Raw genomic sequence first — 14,969 nt, forward strand, 5'->3', positions numbered from 1 at the left:
CAGACAATCAATTAGTTACCTCCCTTTACGCGGTTCTGTTCGGCTTCCAGGCCGGTTTTACGGTTGCGGGCGGCTTTTACATTCGTATTGCCGAAGCGGTAAGTGAAGTTCACCCGGAACTGCTGGCTTTCCCATTTGCTCATAACGGAAGTGTAATAGCCTGCATTGTCAAAGGTGCCGCGGAAGCGCTGGTTATTGAAAACGTCGTTCACGCTCACCTTGATGGTGCCCTTCTTCTTCAGGATCTGCTTCTGGATACCCCAGTCCAGCGCGTACATGGACTTCATCCTAAACAGCCCTTCCTGGGAGATCTGGGGTGACAGGTAGAAGAAGGTCAGCTCCGTGGTAAAGCCCTTGGGCAGGGTAAAGGTGTGCTGGGTGCGGCCAAAAAAGCCGGCAGCGTCCAGGTCTACCAGGTTGTTGTTCACCACGGTCTGGTACATGCTGTAGTTAACAGACACGTTGGTAAAGGTGTTCCACCATTTGGTGATGGGCAGCGGCATGGAAATGTTCAGGTTGAAATTATCTGACTTGGCTACGTTCAGGTATTTATACCTCAGCACGGTGGTATCGCCGGTCACGGGGTCCTGGCCTGCCTCCGCGATCTGGGTGATCATGTCCGTGGTGTGCGCATAGCCCAGGGAGGTGATCAGGAACTGCCTGAACGTGTGCGTGATCTCGAAGTTATTGGAGTACTGCGGCCGCAGGTACGGGTTGCCGGAGGCAATGGTATAGCGGTCCAGGTAGTACTCAAAGGGATTCAGGTCCTCGTAGCTGGGCCTTTGTATCCTGCGGCTGTAGGAAACACCGAACTGGTGGTCCTTGCCGGCGGCATAGCTCAGGAACACGCTGGGGAACAGGTTGAAGTAAGTGGTATCATTGAGCTGGTTCAGCGTCAGTGAGTTGCCTTTCACATGGGTCTGCTCGCCGCGCACGCCTACCTGGATGCCCCATTTCTTGAACTGCTTGTGGAAGTTCAGGTACCCGGCATTGATGTTCTCCTTATATATAAAGTGATTGGAACGGTTGGCGTCATACACCCATTTGTTGTAGCGCAGGGAATCAAACTGCGCGTCATTATCCGTTTCCACAAAGCTCAGCTTGAAGCCGACCTCAAATTTGGCCTGGTTCTTCAGCGGGTGCGTATAGTCCGCCTTTACGGTTTTGATGTCGATGGTGGAGGGTGTCAGGTTGCGGGAAGTGTCGCCGCGCAGGTAGTCCTTGCCGGTGCTGCTCCAGGTGGAAGCCAGGATGTTGGAGGTCTGGTCCTGCTTATTGCGGGCGTAGTCCAGGTCAATGTTCAGCTCTTTACCGGTGGTATCCAGCACGCCTTTATAGTTCAGGTTGTAGGCCCAGCGGTTCCAGTTGGAGTTATTCTCCGTACGGGTGATCAGGGTAGAGTCCACCACCTGGCCATTGCCGATGTAGGTGGTAGAGGTAGCCGGGCCGCCCCAGTCGCGGTAGGCCGCGTCCACCATCACACCGATGGTGTGGTTCCTGGCAATGAAATAGTCCACACCCACTTTGGCTGCATGGTAGTCGGACTTGTTCTTCATCAGGTTGAACTGGTCGAACACGTTGAAGCGCCCGTTGCTGGTGCCGGTACGGTACAGGCCCAGGCGCTGGTCGTTCTCCCGGTGGTTATAGTTATAGTTACCGAAGATGTTCACCTTCCCGTTCCGGTGGTTCAGGTTCAGGCCACCGTTGTACTTGGGAGTACGGCCATGTGCGAAGCCCAGGTTCACACTGCCGTTGGTCCCGTAGTTCCGGTTCTTCTTCAGCTTGATATTAATGATCCCGGCATTGCCCGCTGCATCGTACTTGGCGGAAGGATTGGCAATGAGCTCAATTTGCTCAATGTTGTTACTGGGCATATTTTTCAGCAGCTGGGCAATGTCCTGGGAACTCATATTAGTGGGTTTGCCGTCCAGCATAATGATCACACCATTCTTTCCCTTCAGGGAGATGTTGTCATCTTTATCCACGGTTACGCCGGGCGCTTTTTCCAGCACTTCCATGGCGGTACCGCCGGCGGCAACGATACTGTTCTCCACGTTCACCACCATTTTATCGGCCCGTTGCTCAATAAAGGGCCTTTTGGCGGTTACGTCTACGGCTTTCAGGTTACGGGCGTCAGCGGCCAGGGTCAGCGGATCCAGGTGTACGGCCGCTTTTCCGCCGGTCACTTCAAAAGGTTTGCTGAATGCTTTGGTCATCCCGATAAAGTTGGCAGCTACCAGGTAGCGGCCCTGTTTGATGTTCTCGAATTCATAGCGGCCATTGATGTCTGCTATGGCTCCTTTCACAAGGGAGGAGTCTTTTGCTTTTAATAAGGTCACCGTGGCAAATTCCACCGGTTTATTACCTGCCTGGGTCACCTCCCCGGTGATCTTAACAGGTAAAGCATTTTGTGCTAAAGCTGGTTTCAGGGCGCCTAACATGATGCTACTCAAGGTCAACAGCGCTACAAGTTTTTTCATCCGGTTGTTTTTTGCCTTTGCGGGGGCTGGATGGAACCCTGCATGAAGATTTTGTTTAGAATGGCTCTGGCTCGGTTTCATATAAGGGCAGATTAGAATTTATAAATTTTTATTCACCAATTATTTGTTTAATTTATAGAACCTTTGTTTGACAACTACAGTGTAAAGGTAGGTATTATGCATTGCATAGTACATAGTTTTACATAAACGGTCGTTACACGGTGACGATTGGTAAAAGTTGCCATATCAAAAAACATTACCGGGGTTTAATGAACATCCATTATGCTATGCAGATAAAGACAGAACATTTATAAATATCATAAAGACGATCTATCCCTCCTTTTGTTACATAAGAAGTATGAAATATGAAGTAAGATGCAGGAAGTAGAAAGCGTACGTTACATCATACATCTTACTTCATACTTCCTGCCTCCTACATGACAAAGGTATTCCTAAGCGGAATCAGGGCCAATGTGTTTTTGGTAAGCTGCAGGTTTTCGTCGGTAAAAAGCAGTATAAATATGGGGACAGGTGATTACTCCCAGTTAATCTTATCAAGCAGCGCAGCATGATCCTGCTGCAGGCGCTCGAAGAACACGCGCTCCTCTTTCCGGATATGTGCTTCCAGGGCGCGGGCCAACTGGTCCATGGCGTTTTCCAGGTCTGTTTGCTCGGTAAGGGCGCTATACATGCGGGATATCTGCTGGTGCTCCGTTACCAGTTCCTGCACCAGCGCATCCAGCGCAGCATCTTTGCCCTGGCAACGCTCAAACAGGTATTCTTCTTTCTGGATATGCGGCACCATCACTTCCTGGAACACCTTTACTATATAGGCCAGCTTGGCCTGGGTTTCCAGCGGGAAGCCTTCATAGGGAGCGGCATCCCTTTTCAGGTACCGGCATACAAATAACAAGCGCTTGTGCTCGTGCGACAAGGGCACTAAAGTGGAATGACGATGCATAATATCAATGTGCTGGTGTGCTGATATGCAAATTAGTTTGTGGTTTTTGCGGCATAAGCCTTACGGCAATACCAGATGAACACGGCTCCCCCGATCACCATCAGGAAAGAAATGATCTCTGCCTGTGTAGGATGAAAACCGAAGATGTCATACTTGGTGTTCACCCTTATTTTTTCAATAAAGAACCTTTCAATACCGTTCAGCACCAGGTAAATGCCGAATATAACGCCGGGCACCCGGATCCTTTTGCGGATGCTCCACAGTAAGGCGAACAACAGCAGGCAGGCAATGATCTCATATAACGGTGTGGGATATACGGGCACTTCCAGCATACGGCAGTAGTTCCCCTCGCATCCCGGGATGGGAATGCCTTCATTGATCACGTTATGCGGGTAGTTATAGGCCCAGGCCCAGTCAGGCAGCCAGGAGAAGGGATTGGGATGAGGGTTGGGAATGCCCCAGTCCCCATCGCCGGCAAACTGGCATCCCATACGGCCTACGCCATAAGCCAGCATCAGCGCCGGTGCGGCGCTGTCTATCAGGTGAAAGGTGTTGATATGCTTCTTGTTGGCATACCTTATTATAACAATAGCGGCTACTATCAGGCCGCCATAAAAAGTAAGCCCGCTGAAAGATAAGAGGGAGCCGATGGGGTCCTGCACAAAATCGCCCCAGTTCTCCAGGTTGTGGAATATCTTGGCGCCTATCAGGCCGGCAACGGCGGCCATCACGGTAAAATCCGGCACACGCTGGTGCGGCATTACGGTAATGGTCTTCTTTTCAGGAGCCGGCAATGCTTTCTTCTTTTTGTCCCGGTATTTGAGCCAGGCAAAGAGCGCGCCCAGCACAATGCCGGCCGGCCAGTTGCCCTCGCCGGACAGCAGGAAACCCTGCAGGTTGCGGGACACGGTATCCCATGCCAGCGCAGCGCCTATGACCTTGAAGCCTAACAGGAACCCCAGTACGCCGTTCCAGATCAGTTCCGCCGTGCTGGCAGGCTTGCCTACTTCTATGGTTTCCGGGTAGCCGGCCATCCAGCCCAACCGCTCCCGCCGCCTCAGCTCAATGGTCAGCACATAGGCAGCCGCCAGGAAAGCTACTGCCACGAAAAAGCCGAACGTTTGAAAGATTTTCAGGAAAGGGAGTTCAACGCCGAAGAGGTCTCTGAACGCGTAATATAGATTAGGATACATAGTAGCTGTAAAAAAAGTTTGGTGATCTGAGTTTTCCTATGAACAAAGCCGAATTAATCAAAAGGAAAATCAAACCACCAAAGTAAGGTTGAAAAATCCCAAATTCCAAATCCCAAATTCCAAATTTGGCGTTTGGGATTTGTGGTTTGGGATTTCCCCTAGCAGTATTGTTCAAAAGCGTCTGCCAGGTTTGCGGCGATCATCTGGGCCGGACGGCCTTCAATCATATGACGCTCAATAAAATGCACCAGTTCTCCATTTTTGAACAATGCGATGGAGGGAGAAGAAGGTGGATAAGGCAGCAGGTGCGTACGCAATTGCTGTACAGCTTCCATATCAAAACCGGCAAAGCTGGTAGCCAGCCTGTCGGGCTTCTTTTCGCTGTGCGCTACTGCCAGCAGCACACCCGGACGGGCAGTACCGGCCGAACAGCCGCATACGGAATTGATCACCACCAGGGTGGTGCCTTCTTTCTTCAGTGTTTCGTCTACTGCCTGGGGGGTCAGCAGTTCTTCAAAGCCATTATCTGTCAACTCTGCCTTCATGGGCATTACTAGTTCCGCAGGATACATATCACTATAATTTTTTCTTGTTTTTAATTTTTTGTTCCCACAAAGTTAGTTATAACAATGCACTTTTTAAAAAAATGGACACTAAAAACGTCTTTTTGGCATATTATCTTACTCAAAAATGACACTATGTCGTTTTATTCGTGAAAATACTGGCAAGATTACTTATTTCAGGGCCTGGTATTCCATTTGATTAGGTGAGATCGTTGGAAAACAAAAAACCTTAAAACAAAAAAAACTTTATAGGCTATGACACTCGTAAAATTCAATCATCACCCTGCACACAAATCATTTGGCGGTCTTATGGACGAAGTATTTAACAACACCGCCCGCCTGCTGAAGGACGATTTCCTGACCGGCGATTTCTTCGGCACCTATCCCCCGGTGAATATCCGGGAAACCAAGGAGGCCTACCTGCTGGACGTAATGGTACCGGGCCTGTCCAAGGAAGATTTTAAGATCAACCTGGACAAGAACGTACTGAGCATCAGCGCGGAAAAGCAGGCAGAACAGAAAGCTGAAGACCAGAAGCAGATCCGCCGTGAATTCAGTTTCCGCTCCTTCAAACGTTCTTTTACCCTGGATGAGACCGTAGATGCGGAGAAGATCCAGGCAAAATATGAAAATGGTATCCTGCAGTTGCAACTGCCCAAGAAGGAAGAAGCGCAGCCCAGGACCAAATCTATCGTAGTAGGATAAGTACTGGGAATCAACAGATAAGTGGAGTTTGCGAAGCCCGGCAATGTAACAGTTGCCGGGCTTTTTTTATTATCATCCCGGCCGGGCGTGTCCTATATAATTCACACAAACGTTTAACGGGTATGCTATTTTAATATGATAATTTGCCTCCCAACGAAGTAAACATGGCACCCAAAGCCAAATACAGGTGGACACTTGCCGGAAAACTCTATGTCGCTGCCGAGAAAGCCGTGATAGGCGGCGCTTTGAAAAAAACACTGGACAGCCGGGAGCACTATAATATCAAACTGATATTTGACTACCTTTTCTTTCATATTTTATTGATAGTGCCTACCCTGTTCATTACACTTTACTACCAGCATACCCGGCAGCTCCTGTTATATCCATTTTTCCTGGCCATGTGCCTGGCAGGAATGGCTATGCTGAAAATGCGCGCGCCGGTCCGCGCTACGGGTACCGTTGCGGCGCTAACCACACTGACCTTCGCCATGCTGTCGTCCTTCCTGAACAACCTGGATATTTCGCTGAACTATGCCATTCCCTGGGTACTGAGCATCCTGTTCTGTTATCTCACCACCAACCTGGCCATTACCCTCACGCTGGGCAGCCTGCTTTGCGGCTACCTGGGGCTGGCGGCCTATGTAAAGGCGCATCAACTGGTGCTGGTCCAAATGCCGGGCTATTCCCCGGAGCAGGTGTACAACGCGGCGCCTGCGCTAACGGCGCTGTTCATCCTGTTTATTATTATACGGGTGCTGGGCCGGCATTATAATAATATTATGATACTGGAGCAGCGCCGTACCCTGCAACGGCAGAAACAGCATTCCGCCCTGATCCGGCAAAACCTCACCAAGCAGTTCATGCTGGTAAAGGGGCTGTCCCGCTCCGGCAAGACCAAATACCTGGAAGGCAACCTGGAGCTGCTGGAAGCTTGTCTTACGGAAATTGAAAAACAGTGTGAAACGGCGATAGACCTGTTGCAACAGCCCCACAAGGTAGCAGAGGAGGAAAATAAAAAAGCTCCCCAGTAATGCTGAAGAGCCTATTCCATGGCATAGGTTAAGGAAATATTCAAAAGCATAAGGGGAAAATAAGACGGATGAATTTTGGAGACCACAAAGATAGATGACCGCTTACATCTTCCAGATACCAATAAAGTTGTAATTTTCCCGCCCATCTCATCATTTATTATTCAGGTTAATATGATCCTACTTTCCTTACAACGTTTATGCATACTGCTCCTGTGCTGGGCCGGCTGCGCCGCCACAACACCAGCCCCCATGCAGGCCGGCGAGGAAGCGGCCGTGAAAAGCACCATCGGGCAACTGTTTGAGGGCATGCGCAAGGGAGATAGCAGCATGGTAAAGGCTGCATTTGCTCCCGGAGCGGTGCTCCAGACCATTGCAACGCCTGCCGGGGGCGGCACAGAAGTAAAGACGGCTTCGCTGCAGCGCTTCCTGGATGCGGTAGGTTCCCCTCACACGGACGTGTGGGATGAGCAGATCGAGTACGGCCACATTGCTATAGACGGCGAGCTGGCATCCGTATGGACCCCGTACCGTTTTTACCTGGGCAAAGCGTATAGCCACTGCGGTGTGAATTCCTTTCAACTGGTAAAGCTGGAGGGCGTTTGGAAGATTGCTTATTTAATAGATACCCGGCGGAAAAATTGCGGAAATTAATAATTAAAAAACCTCCCGAAGAATCGGGAGGTTTTTAAGTGGATTACTAACCCATTTTCTTAATAACCCAAAATCTTTAACATACTCTGGGAGCTTTGTTCCTTGGCATAAAGCCAGTCTTTGAGCTGCCCGTTCTTATCGTATCCTACTATTACGTGTTTGGGGGAGGGTATCAGGCAGTGCTTGATGCCTCCGTAGCCGCTTAGCTGGTCCTGGTAAGCGCCGGTATGGAAAAAGCCGATATACAACGGCTCCCCATTGGTGAGCTTGGGCAGGAACACGGCATTAATATGCTCTTCCGAGGTGTAGAAGTCGTACCCGTCGCAGGTGAGCCCGCCCAGGTGCACCTCCTGGTACTCCTGGTCCCATTTGTTGATGGGCAGCATCAGGAACTTTTCCCCGATGCCCCAGGTATCCGGCAGGGTGGTAATGAAAGAGCTGTCTATCATGTACCAGTTCTCGCGGTCGTTCTGCATCTTCTCTCCTATTACGCTGTATATCACTGCGCCGCTTTCGCCTACCGTATAGGAACCGAACTCCGTATAAATATCCGGTACCGGCACCTTGTTCTTTTTGCAAACATTCTTGATGGTGGCTACGATCTCATTCACAATGTAATTATAATCATAGTCAAAGCCCAGGGAATGCTTGATGGGGAATCCCCCTCCTATATTAATACTATCCAGTTCCGGGCAGATCTTCTTCAGTTGGCAATACAGGTTCAGCACCCGGTTAAACTGGCTCCAGTAATAAATGTCGTCCTTGATACCCTTGTTCATGAAGAAGTGCAGCATTTTCAGCTCAAACTTCTCATTGCCCTTCAGCTTGTCTACATAAAACTCCAGTATGTCACGGGAGCGGATGCCCAGCCGGGAGGTATAGAAGTCGAAGGTCGGCTCTTCCTCGGCGGCGATGCGCAGGCCCAGCTTTACCGGTTCCTTGGGGCGCACGTGCTTCTGGTAGTCGTCCAGCTCCTCCTTATTGTCCAGCACCGGGATCACGTTCTTGAAGCCGCTGTTGATAAGCCGGGTAATGGCACGGGTATAACCTTTTGTTTTATAACCGTTGCAAATTATGAAGGTTTCTTTACTGATCTTCTTCCGTTCATACAATTTATTGATGATATCAATATCGTATGCAAAGGAGGTTTCAATGTGCACGCCGTGCTTCAGGGTTTCCTCCATGATAAAGGAGAAATGTGAGCTCTTGGTGCAGTAGCAGTAATAATAGTTCCCGTCATACCGGTTCTTTTTAATGGCATCCTGGAACATTTTCTTGGCCTTGTTGATCTGCATCCCGATCTTGGGCAGGTAGGTCAGCTTGAAGGGGGTGCCATACTTGTCGATCAAAGCCTTCACATCCAGCCCATTAAAGGTCAGGTAATTGTCCTTCACATCAAAACCTTCCTGGGGAAACTCAAAGGTTTGATTAACGAGGTCCGTGTAGGTGTTGTTCATCTAAAACTGCGAATGAATTTTAGGTTAGTAATAAAATTTAAACTCAGGTCTAGCTGGAAAACTCCTGGTTTGCACACCTACGTCAGTTTGAAACCCAGCAAAATTGGTTGCAAAGCTAAATATTTTGTTCTATTGCCGGGCTAAAAAATTTCCCCCTTTTTACCGGCGGGCAGTAAGATGTAAGAAATATGAAATATGAGGTAGGATGATCTTCGCGTATCTTACTTCCTACTTCCTACTTCCCACTTCCTATTATTCTCATACTATGCCTGCCCTCGCAAAAGAGCAGGTCCAGGATGCTGAGGTTGGGCACAAAACCGGTCCTGTCCTGGAACACCTGGGTGTAGGCCGGCGTTTCGCAGGGCTGCTCCCGGCCGGGCTTCAGCAGGTTGCGGGCATCGGTAATGCCGGCGGCCGGATCGTACTCCTTTTCATAGGCGCTGGTGAAGCTAAGCTGGCAGTCATACCCCAGGGCCCGGTTGGCCCATTCCAGGCAGGCCAGGTTCCAGTCCAGCAGGAACCCGAAAGGTTTTTCGTACAGCGCCTGCAGGTCTTCTTCAAAATACTCGAACCAGGGAGAGCGGCGGTAAGCAGATACCAGGGTCTTCCAATGGAGGGCCTGCCATTTTTCCTCGTTGCTGATCCGCACATCTTTTATCACGGTGCGCTGATTTTTTCCGCGGGCCAGGGGCACGCTCAGAAGGATAGGGCCATTAGGCCCGGCAATGTAGCAACGGTTGCGAAAACTCAGCTTCTGATAGTGTTCATATTTCTCTATCTGTAATATGTGATGTTTAATTAAAGTTTTATAGAAGCAAATATTTGGAAAATATTGTAATTCAATTAGTAATGTTCCATTATTAGCGGCGGCTGTCATGTTGTCAAAATTTAGTTCAAAGTTTGTGAAAACCAATCCTTCCGGTAGTTGAATCTGTTAGTATTCACCAGTTAATAATTAATTACAATCTCCTGTAAAACAGTTCATAGAAAAATAAAAAATATGCTATTTTTTTTAGCATTTTGATGATTAAAGCAAAATGTAAGACAAGTGCAAAAATACTAAAGTAATTAGTAGCTTTTTTGTTCATTTTGAAGCCTGTTTTTACTTAAAGTAAAATGTGAAGTAAGCGGACGCGGCAGGAATTGTTTAGATTTTGTGAATTTATGGACGCCCCTCTTCCGGGAGTAGGTATTTTGCTATTTTTGGGGAATGAAGAAAAGTTTCCTTTTAATACTGGCAGTGCTGCTCACCTGGGGCATGATCAGCTCCTGTGAAAAAGTGAAGGACCTGGAATTTGTCCGGGTGGCCGGCGTAAGCCTGGACGACCTGGGTTTTTCCAAAAGCATTGTACGGATGACCCTGGCCTATTACAACCCCAATAATTTTAAACTGCAACTGAAAGACGCCTCTTTCGATCTCTTTTTTGACGATACCCAGGTAGGGCATTCCATCCAGGATACCCTGATCCGGATCCCGGCGAAGGACACTTTTTACTTTCCCGTAAAGCTGGAGGTGAATATGGAGAATGTGCTGAAAAATGCCTGGGGCGCCCTCGTCAACAAGGAAGTGACCATCCGCGCCACCGGCAATTGCAAGGTCGGCAAAGGCGGGGTGTACTTCCCCTTTCCCATTAAATGCGAGACCCGGCAGCCGCTGAAGTTTTTCTAAAACAGTTTGCTGCACAAAAAAAGTCCCGTCGCTGACCGGCGAACGGGACTGTAAATATCATTGATAACCAGTTACTTAATGCTTATCCGGGTGGCCGCCGCCATCTTCCGGCTTTTTGCAGCAGAGCGGCAGCCGGTCATAGGATTCCGTATTGGCGGTTACGTTGTCCGCATCATAGCCTGCATTGGCAATGGCGGTTTTCACGTTCTCGATATTGGTACGGTCGCTGTAGAACTTCACCGTGGTGAGTTTTTTCTTGTAGTCTACTTTGCTGTAGGCCACACCGGTTTCCTGCTTCAGGTATCTTTCAATACGGTTCTTGCACTGTTCACACTGTACGGTGGGTGTGCTGATCTTCGCGGTTACGAGGGTACCTTTCTTGCTTTGCGCCACGCTTACGCCGATGCCGGCAAACAACATGACCACTACGAGCTGAATAATACGCATAAGTATAAGTTTTTAACTACTCTAAATTAGTAAATAGTTGTTAGTCGCCGGTCACCGTTGTTATGAACGGCCCCATTTATCCGGCGAGCTTCTCCAGTCCTGCAGGGTGGCTACCTCCGATTCCGATACCAGGCCTTTTTCCACCGCCAGCTCTATCAGGGTGTTGTAGTTGCTGAGGGAGTGATAAGGCACGCCCGCCGCTGCAAAGGCCTGTACGGCCACATCAAAGCCATAGTTAAAGATGGATACCATGCCGATCACTTCCCCGCCTGCTTCCCGTATGGCCTGTACGGCTTCCAGGCTGCTTTTGCCGGTGGAGATCAGGTCTTCCACCACCACTACCGGCTGCCCGGCCTGCAGCACGCCTTCAATACGGTTGCCCATGCCATGCTCCTTGGGCTTGGACCGCACGTAAATGAACGGCAGCTTCAACTGGTCCGCCACCAGGGCGCCATGCGGTATGCCCGCAGTAGCTACGCCGGCAATCACGGCGGCGTCCGGGAAAGCTTCAAACACCACGTTGCACAGCTCGGATTTAATATAGTCGCGCACGTAAGGGTAAGACAGCAGTTTACGGTTATCGCAGTAAATGGGCGATTTCCACCCGGAGGCCCAGGTAAAGGGCTCGGCAGGGCGCAGCTTTACCGCCTGCACCTGCAGCAGCTTTTCCGCCACTTGTTTTTCGCTGATGTTACTCATAAGTGGGCAAATATATGTACATATAACTATTTTTGCTGCATGGAACAGCAGAATACTACTATCATATATCTTAACGAGCGGCCCCTGATCCTGTGCGCGCGCCAGAAGGATATCCCGGGCGACTACAAAGATGCGCCTGTATGCCCTACTCCCGATGCCGGCGCCATCAGCCACACCCTGAAAGCCCTGGAAGCCGGCGAAATTCCGGCGGCCGTGTTTGTACAGGCGGACACCCAGCGCCTGCTGGCGGCGATAAAAGGCCATTTCGAGGAATTTGTGGCGGCGGGCGGCCTGGTGACCAACCCGGAGGGGGACATATTACTGATATTCAGGAAGGGCAAATGGGACCTGCCCAAAGGCAAGCAGGATGACGGTGAAAGCCTGGAGGAATGCGCCCTGCGGGAAGTGCAGGAGGAAACCGGCCTGCGCAACATTACCCTGGGGGAAAAGATCACGGAAACTTACCATTATTACCCGCTGAAGGAGCAAAAGGTGCTGAAGCATACCTACTGGTACAACATGTTGTTCCATGGCACCGAGCTGACCGTGCCGCAGATAGAGGAAGATATTATGGACATACAGTGGATCAGACCCGAGCACCTGGGCAAGTACCTGAAATTCTCCTATAAGAACATCGTGGACGTGTTTGAGCGGGCAGGATATAATAATTGACTATTCCTTTTTGGGCAGTACCGCCACGGTGAGCCTGCTTACGCACACCAGCTTGTGATGGTCATCTGTAATACGGATGTCCCATACATGGGTGGTGGAGCCGAGGTGCAGGGGCCGGGCGATGCCGTGCACGTAACCTTCCCGCACGCCCCGGATGTGGTTGGCATTGATCTCCATGCCTACGCAGATCTGCTTTTCCGGGTCTATGATCAGGGCGGAGGCCACGCTGCCCGCTGTTTCCGCCATGGCAGCGGAGGCGCCGCCGTGCAGCAGGCCATAGGGTTGCACGGTACGGAAATCTACCGGCATCATGATACGGAGGTAGTCCGGGCCTATTTCCGTAAACTCCATGCCCAGGTGAGCGCCCATGGTACCGGCAGACATTTCGTTGAGCTGGTCCAGGGAGATATCCAAAGAATGCCAGATAGGTTTCATCTTACGAATTAATAATTAAGAATTAATAATTAATAATATGCGTTACAGGGATGTTTCAGCGGAACACGAGTGCTACGATTATTCACTCTTAATTATTCATTATTAATTGTACGTAGCACCTCCGCAGGCAGGAACTGTGATACATCGCCTTTATTGCGGATAATGTCCCTTACCAGGGTAGACGCAATGCTGGTATACTGGGGCGTGCAGGTGAGGAAGATGGTTTCCAGGCTGTTGTCCATCGCCCGGTTCACGTCTGCGATCGCCTTTTCGTACTCAAAATCGCTTACATAGCGGATACCCCGCAGGATAAAACGGGCCTGCATCTTTTTACAGAAGTCCACGGTAAGGCCTTCGTAAGCGGCGGCTTTGATCCTGGGCTCGTGCCGGTATATATCCCGTATCCATTGCAGGCGCTGCTCCAGCGGGAACATGGGTACTTTGCTGGCATTCACGCCAATGGCGATGATCAGCTCATCGAACAGGTCCAGCGCCCGGTCTATTACATCGGTATGGCCTAGTGTAATAGGGTCAAAGGTGCCCGGAAATACACATATACGCATGATCTATTTTTTCAGTTCCTCCCGGTTAATAAAAATAGAAAATATAGTGGTGCCGTACTTGCGCTCTGCCCGGTAATAGGCATAGTGCTGGTAGTTATTGCGCGGCGTATGTTCCAGCACCAGCCATCCTTCCGGGTTCAGGAGCTGCCGCTCAAACACCAGCAGCGGTAGCTGGTCTATGGTGGTGAGGGCATAGGGCGGGCCGGCAAATATAAAGTCGAACTTTTCCGTGCATTGCTGCAGGAACTTGAACACGTCCATCCGTACCACCCGCAGGCTTTGGATGCCCAGGGAGGCGGCCGTTTTCTGGATAAAGCCGGCCATTTCCGGGTCTTTCTCCACAATAGTGAGGTCCGTGGCGCCGCGGGAGGCCAGCTCATAGCTGATGCTGCCGGTGCCGCCAAAGATGTCGAGGGTTTTCAGAGAAGGGATATCCAGGTTGTTCTCAATAATATTGAAAAGCCCTCCCTTGGCAATATCGGTGGTAGGCCGCGTATACGGCATGCTGGCCGGCGGCTGGAACCTTCTGCCTCCATATGCCCCTCCTATTATACGCATAGGGCCAGGGCATACAGGTTATGAAAATAGTAGCCGGGTATCTCCTGCATTTTGCTGATGTACTGGAATTCGGGCAGGCGCTGTACCCATTCCAGCCGGGGAATGAACTTATACAGCTCCTGGTATACCAGGGAGTCGCTGGTAAGGGCGCCGCCCAGCTTCACTTTTACCTTCTGCTCGTCCAGGGAGAGCAGGCGCAGGGTATTCACCAGGTGATACACTACATCCAGCCCGGTCTGGTAGGGCTGCTCCTGCTGGTTTACCAGCTTGCCGCCGGAGTAGATGGTGAGGGTAAAGCGGTTGCGCTGCACCGCTACATAGGCGATGCCTTCGCTATTCCGGAAATCAAAATCGTAGGGATAGGCCTGCAGCAGTGCGGAATGGGCATGCACCACCCGGTCTGTGGAAAACTCCTTGCGTAAAAAGCCCAGCAGGTCCTTGTCTGCGGAATAGATGTTCACTACGGACAGGGGGGGCGGCAGTATATCCGCCAGCACTACTTCCTGCAGCTTTTCAGGATATGCCATGTGCATGTATTCCTTTTTTAACTGCGGGCTGTAATGCTTTTCCGGCACCAGGGTGCTGTTGGCCGTATCAAAAGCCAGCAATACGGAACGGAAGGCGGTGAACAGCAGCTTGTCTGCATCAAACACCTGCTCAATCATTTCCAGGTCGGCCACGGCCAGCTTCTGCGGTTGAAAATTATAGGATTTCAGGGCGAGGAACTTCCCGCCTGCGGCAGGATCAAATACCACGTAACTGAGCGCCCCCCTGCCTACCAGCACCAGCAGGTGACAGGTAGTGAGGTCCGTTTCCAGCAAAGTGGCATCATCTACTGTAAATGCAGGCTGCATATGATATAGTACGGACATACTTTATAATAAA

The 14,969-nt window shown here is 50.4% G+C and carries 17 protein-coding genes; 5 read left to right on the plus strand and 12 right to left on the minus strand.

Annotation, left to right across the window (positions count from 1 at the left end; genetic code table 11):
- Positions 1-11: 11 nt before the first annotated feature.
- From LX66_RS23155 to LX66_RS23170, 4 genes are all read right to left on the minus strand, one after another.
- On the minus strand, positions 12-2,480 hold the full coding sequence (locus tag LX66_RS23155) for a TonB-dependent receptor domain-containing protein (RefSeq protein ID WP_158642726.1): 2,469 nt from the start codon (positions 2,478-2,480) through the stop codon (positions 12-14).
- A 535-nt stretch (positions 2,481-3,015) separates the two neighbouring features.
- Positions 3,016-3,441, minus strand: a complete 426-nt coding sequence (locus LX66_RS23160; protein WP_145717869.1) for a hemerythrin domain-containing protein — start codon at positions 3,439-3,441, stop codon at positions 3,016-3,018.
- Positions 3,442-3,473: 32 nt separating this feature from the next.
- Positions 3,474-4,634, minus strand: a complete 1,161-nt coding sequence (locus tag LX66_RS23165; protein WP_145717870.1) for a prolipoprotein diacylglyceryl transferase — start codon at positions 4,632-4,634, stop codon at positions 3,474-3,476.
- A 158-nt stretch (positions 4,635-4,792) separates the two neighbouring features.
- The gene (locus LX66_RS23170; protein WP_145717871.1) at positions 4,793-5,206 is read right to left on the minus strand and encodes a BrxA/BrxB family bacilliredoxin; all 414 of its coding nucleotides are present in this window, start codon (positions 5,204-5,206) and stop codon (positions 4,793-4,795) included.
- Positions 5,207-5,452: 246 nt separating this feature from the next.
- On the opposite strand from LX66_RS23170, the gene LX66_RS23175 reads away from it, so the two are divergent.
- The 3 genes from LX66_RS23175 to LX66_RS23185 all read left to right on the plus strand — a co-directional run bounded on the left by LX66_RS23175 (position 5,453) and on the right by LX66_RS23185 (position 7,584).
- Positions 5,453-5,902 (plus strand): Hsp20/alpha crystallin family protein, encoded by a 450-nt coding sequence (locus tag LX66_RS23175; RefSeq protein ID WP_145717873.1) that lies wholly within the window; start codon positions 5,453-5,455, stop codon positions 5,900-5,902.
- 164 nt (positions 5,903-6,066) lie between these two features.
- Positions 6,067-6,933: a hypothetical protein gene (locus LX66_RS23180; RefSeq protein WP_145717875.1), complete on the plus strand. Its 867-nt coding sequence runs from the start codon at positions 6,067-6,069 to the stop codon at positions 6,931-6,933.
- Between the two features lie 171 nt (positions 6,934-7,104).
- Positions 7,105-7,584, plus strand: coding sequence for a nuclear transport factor 2 family protein (locus LX66_RS23185; protein ID WP_211366483.1), 480 nt, complete (start codon positions 7,105-7,107; stop codon positions 7,582-7,584).
- 59 nt (positions 7,585-7,643) lie between these two features.
- On the opposite strand, the gene LX66_RS23190 is transcribed toward LX66_RS23185, so the two are convergent.
- Together LX66_RS23190 and LX66_RS23195 are read right to left on the minus strand one after the other, a co-directional pair.
- Entirely contained in the window at positions 7,644-9,041 is a 1,398-nt protein-coding gene (locus tag LX66_RS23190; protein WP_145717877.1) for a type III PLP-dependent enzyme domain-containing protein, read from the minus strand.
- A gap of 235 nt (positions 9,042-9,276) precedes the next feature.
- The gene (locus LX66_RS23195; RefSeq protein ID WP_145718372.1) at positions 9,277-9,918 is read right to left on the minus strand and encodes a WbqC family protein; all 642 of its coding nucleotides are present in this window, start codon (positions 9,916-9,918) and stop codon (positions 9,277-9,279) included.
- A 333-nt stretch (positions 9,919-10,251) separates the two neighbouring features.
- On the opposite strand from LX66_RS23195, the gene LX66_RS23200 reads away from it, so the two are divergent.
- Positions 10,252-10,710 (plus strand): LEA type 2 family protein, encoded by a 459-nt coding sequence (locus LX66_RS23200; protein WP_145717879.1) that lies wholly within the window; start codon positions 10,252-10,254, stop codon positions 10,708-10,710.
- A 75-nt stretch (positions 10,711-10,785) separates the two neighbouring features.
- On the opposite strand, the gene LX66_RS23205 is transcribed toward LX66_RS23200, so the two are convergent.
- Positions 10,786-11,157 carry a heavy-metal-associated domain-containing protein gene (locus tag LX66_RS23205; protein ID WP_145717880.1) on the minus strand — a complete coding sequence of 124 codons (372 nt, stop codon included), beginning with the start codon at positions 11,155-11,157 and terminating at the stop codon, positions 10,786-10,788.
- Positions 11,158-11,217: 60 nt separating this feature from the next.
- A complete protein-coding gene (gene pyrE / locus LX66_RS23210; protein ID WP_145717881.1) occupies positions 11,218-11,856 on the minus strand; it encodes an orotate phosphoribosyltransferase in 639 nt (212 codons plus the stop codon).
- A 39-nt stretch (positions 11,857-11,895) separates the two neighbouring features.
- On the opposite strand from pyrE, the gene LX66_RS23215 reads away from it, so the two are divergent.
- On the plus strand, positions 11,896-12,528 hold the full coding sequence (locus LX66_RS23215) for an NUDIX hydrolase (RefSeq protein WP_145717882.1): 633 nt from the start codon (positions 11,896-11,898) through the stop codon (positions 12,526-12,528).
- On the opposite strand, the gene LX66_RS23220 is transcribed toward LX66_RS23215, so the two are convergent.
- From LX66_RS23220 to LX66_RS23235, 4 genes are all read right to left on the minus strand, one after another.
- Positions 12,529-12,963: a hotdog fold thioesterase gene (locus LX66_RS23220; RefSeq protein WP_145717884.1), complete on the minus strand. Its 435-nt coding sequence runs from the start codon at positions 12,961-12,963 to the stop codon at positions 12,529-12,531.
- A 92-nt stretch (positions 12,964-13,055) separates the two neighbouring features.
- Positions 13,056-13,526: a pantetheine-phosphate adenylyltransferase gene (coaD, locus tag LX66_RS23225; RefSeq protein ID WP_211366486.1), complete on the minus strand. Its 471-nt coding sequence runs from the start codon at positions 13,524-13,526 to the stop codon at positions 13,056-13,058.
- 3 nt (positions 13,527-13,529) lie between these two features.
- Positions 13,530-14,084 (minus strand): RsmD family RNA methyltransferase, encoded by a 555-nt coding sequence (locus tag LX66_RS23230; RefSeq protein WP_145717888.1) that lies wholly within the window; start codon positions 14,082-14,084, stop codon positions 13,530-13,532.
- The gene (locus LX66_RS23235) at positions 14,075-14,956 is read right to left on the minus strand and encodes a DUF3822 family protein (protein WP_145717890.1); all 882 of its coding nucleotides are present in this window, start codon (positions 14,954-14,956) and stop codon (positions 14,075-14,077) included. Before LX66_RS23235 ends, LX66_RS23230 begins: the two co-directional genes overlap by 10 nt.
- Between the last annotated feature and the right edge of the window lie 13 nt (positions 14,957-14,969).

The organism is Chitinophaga japonensis (genome assembly GCF_007830125.1).
Taxonomy (GTDB): domain Bacteria; phylum Bacteroidota; class Bacteroidia; order Chitinophagales; family Chitinophagaceae; genus Chitinophaga; species Chitinophaga japonensis.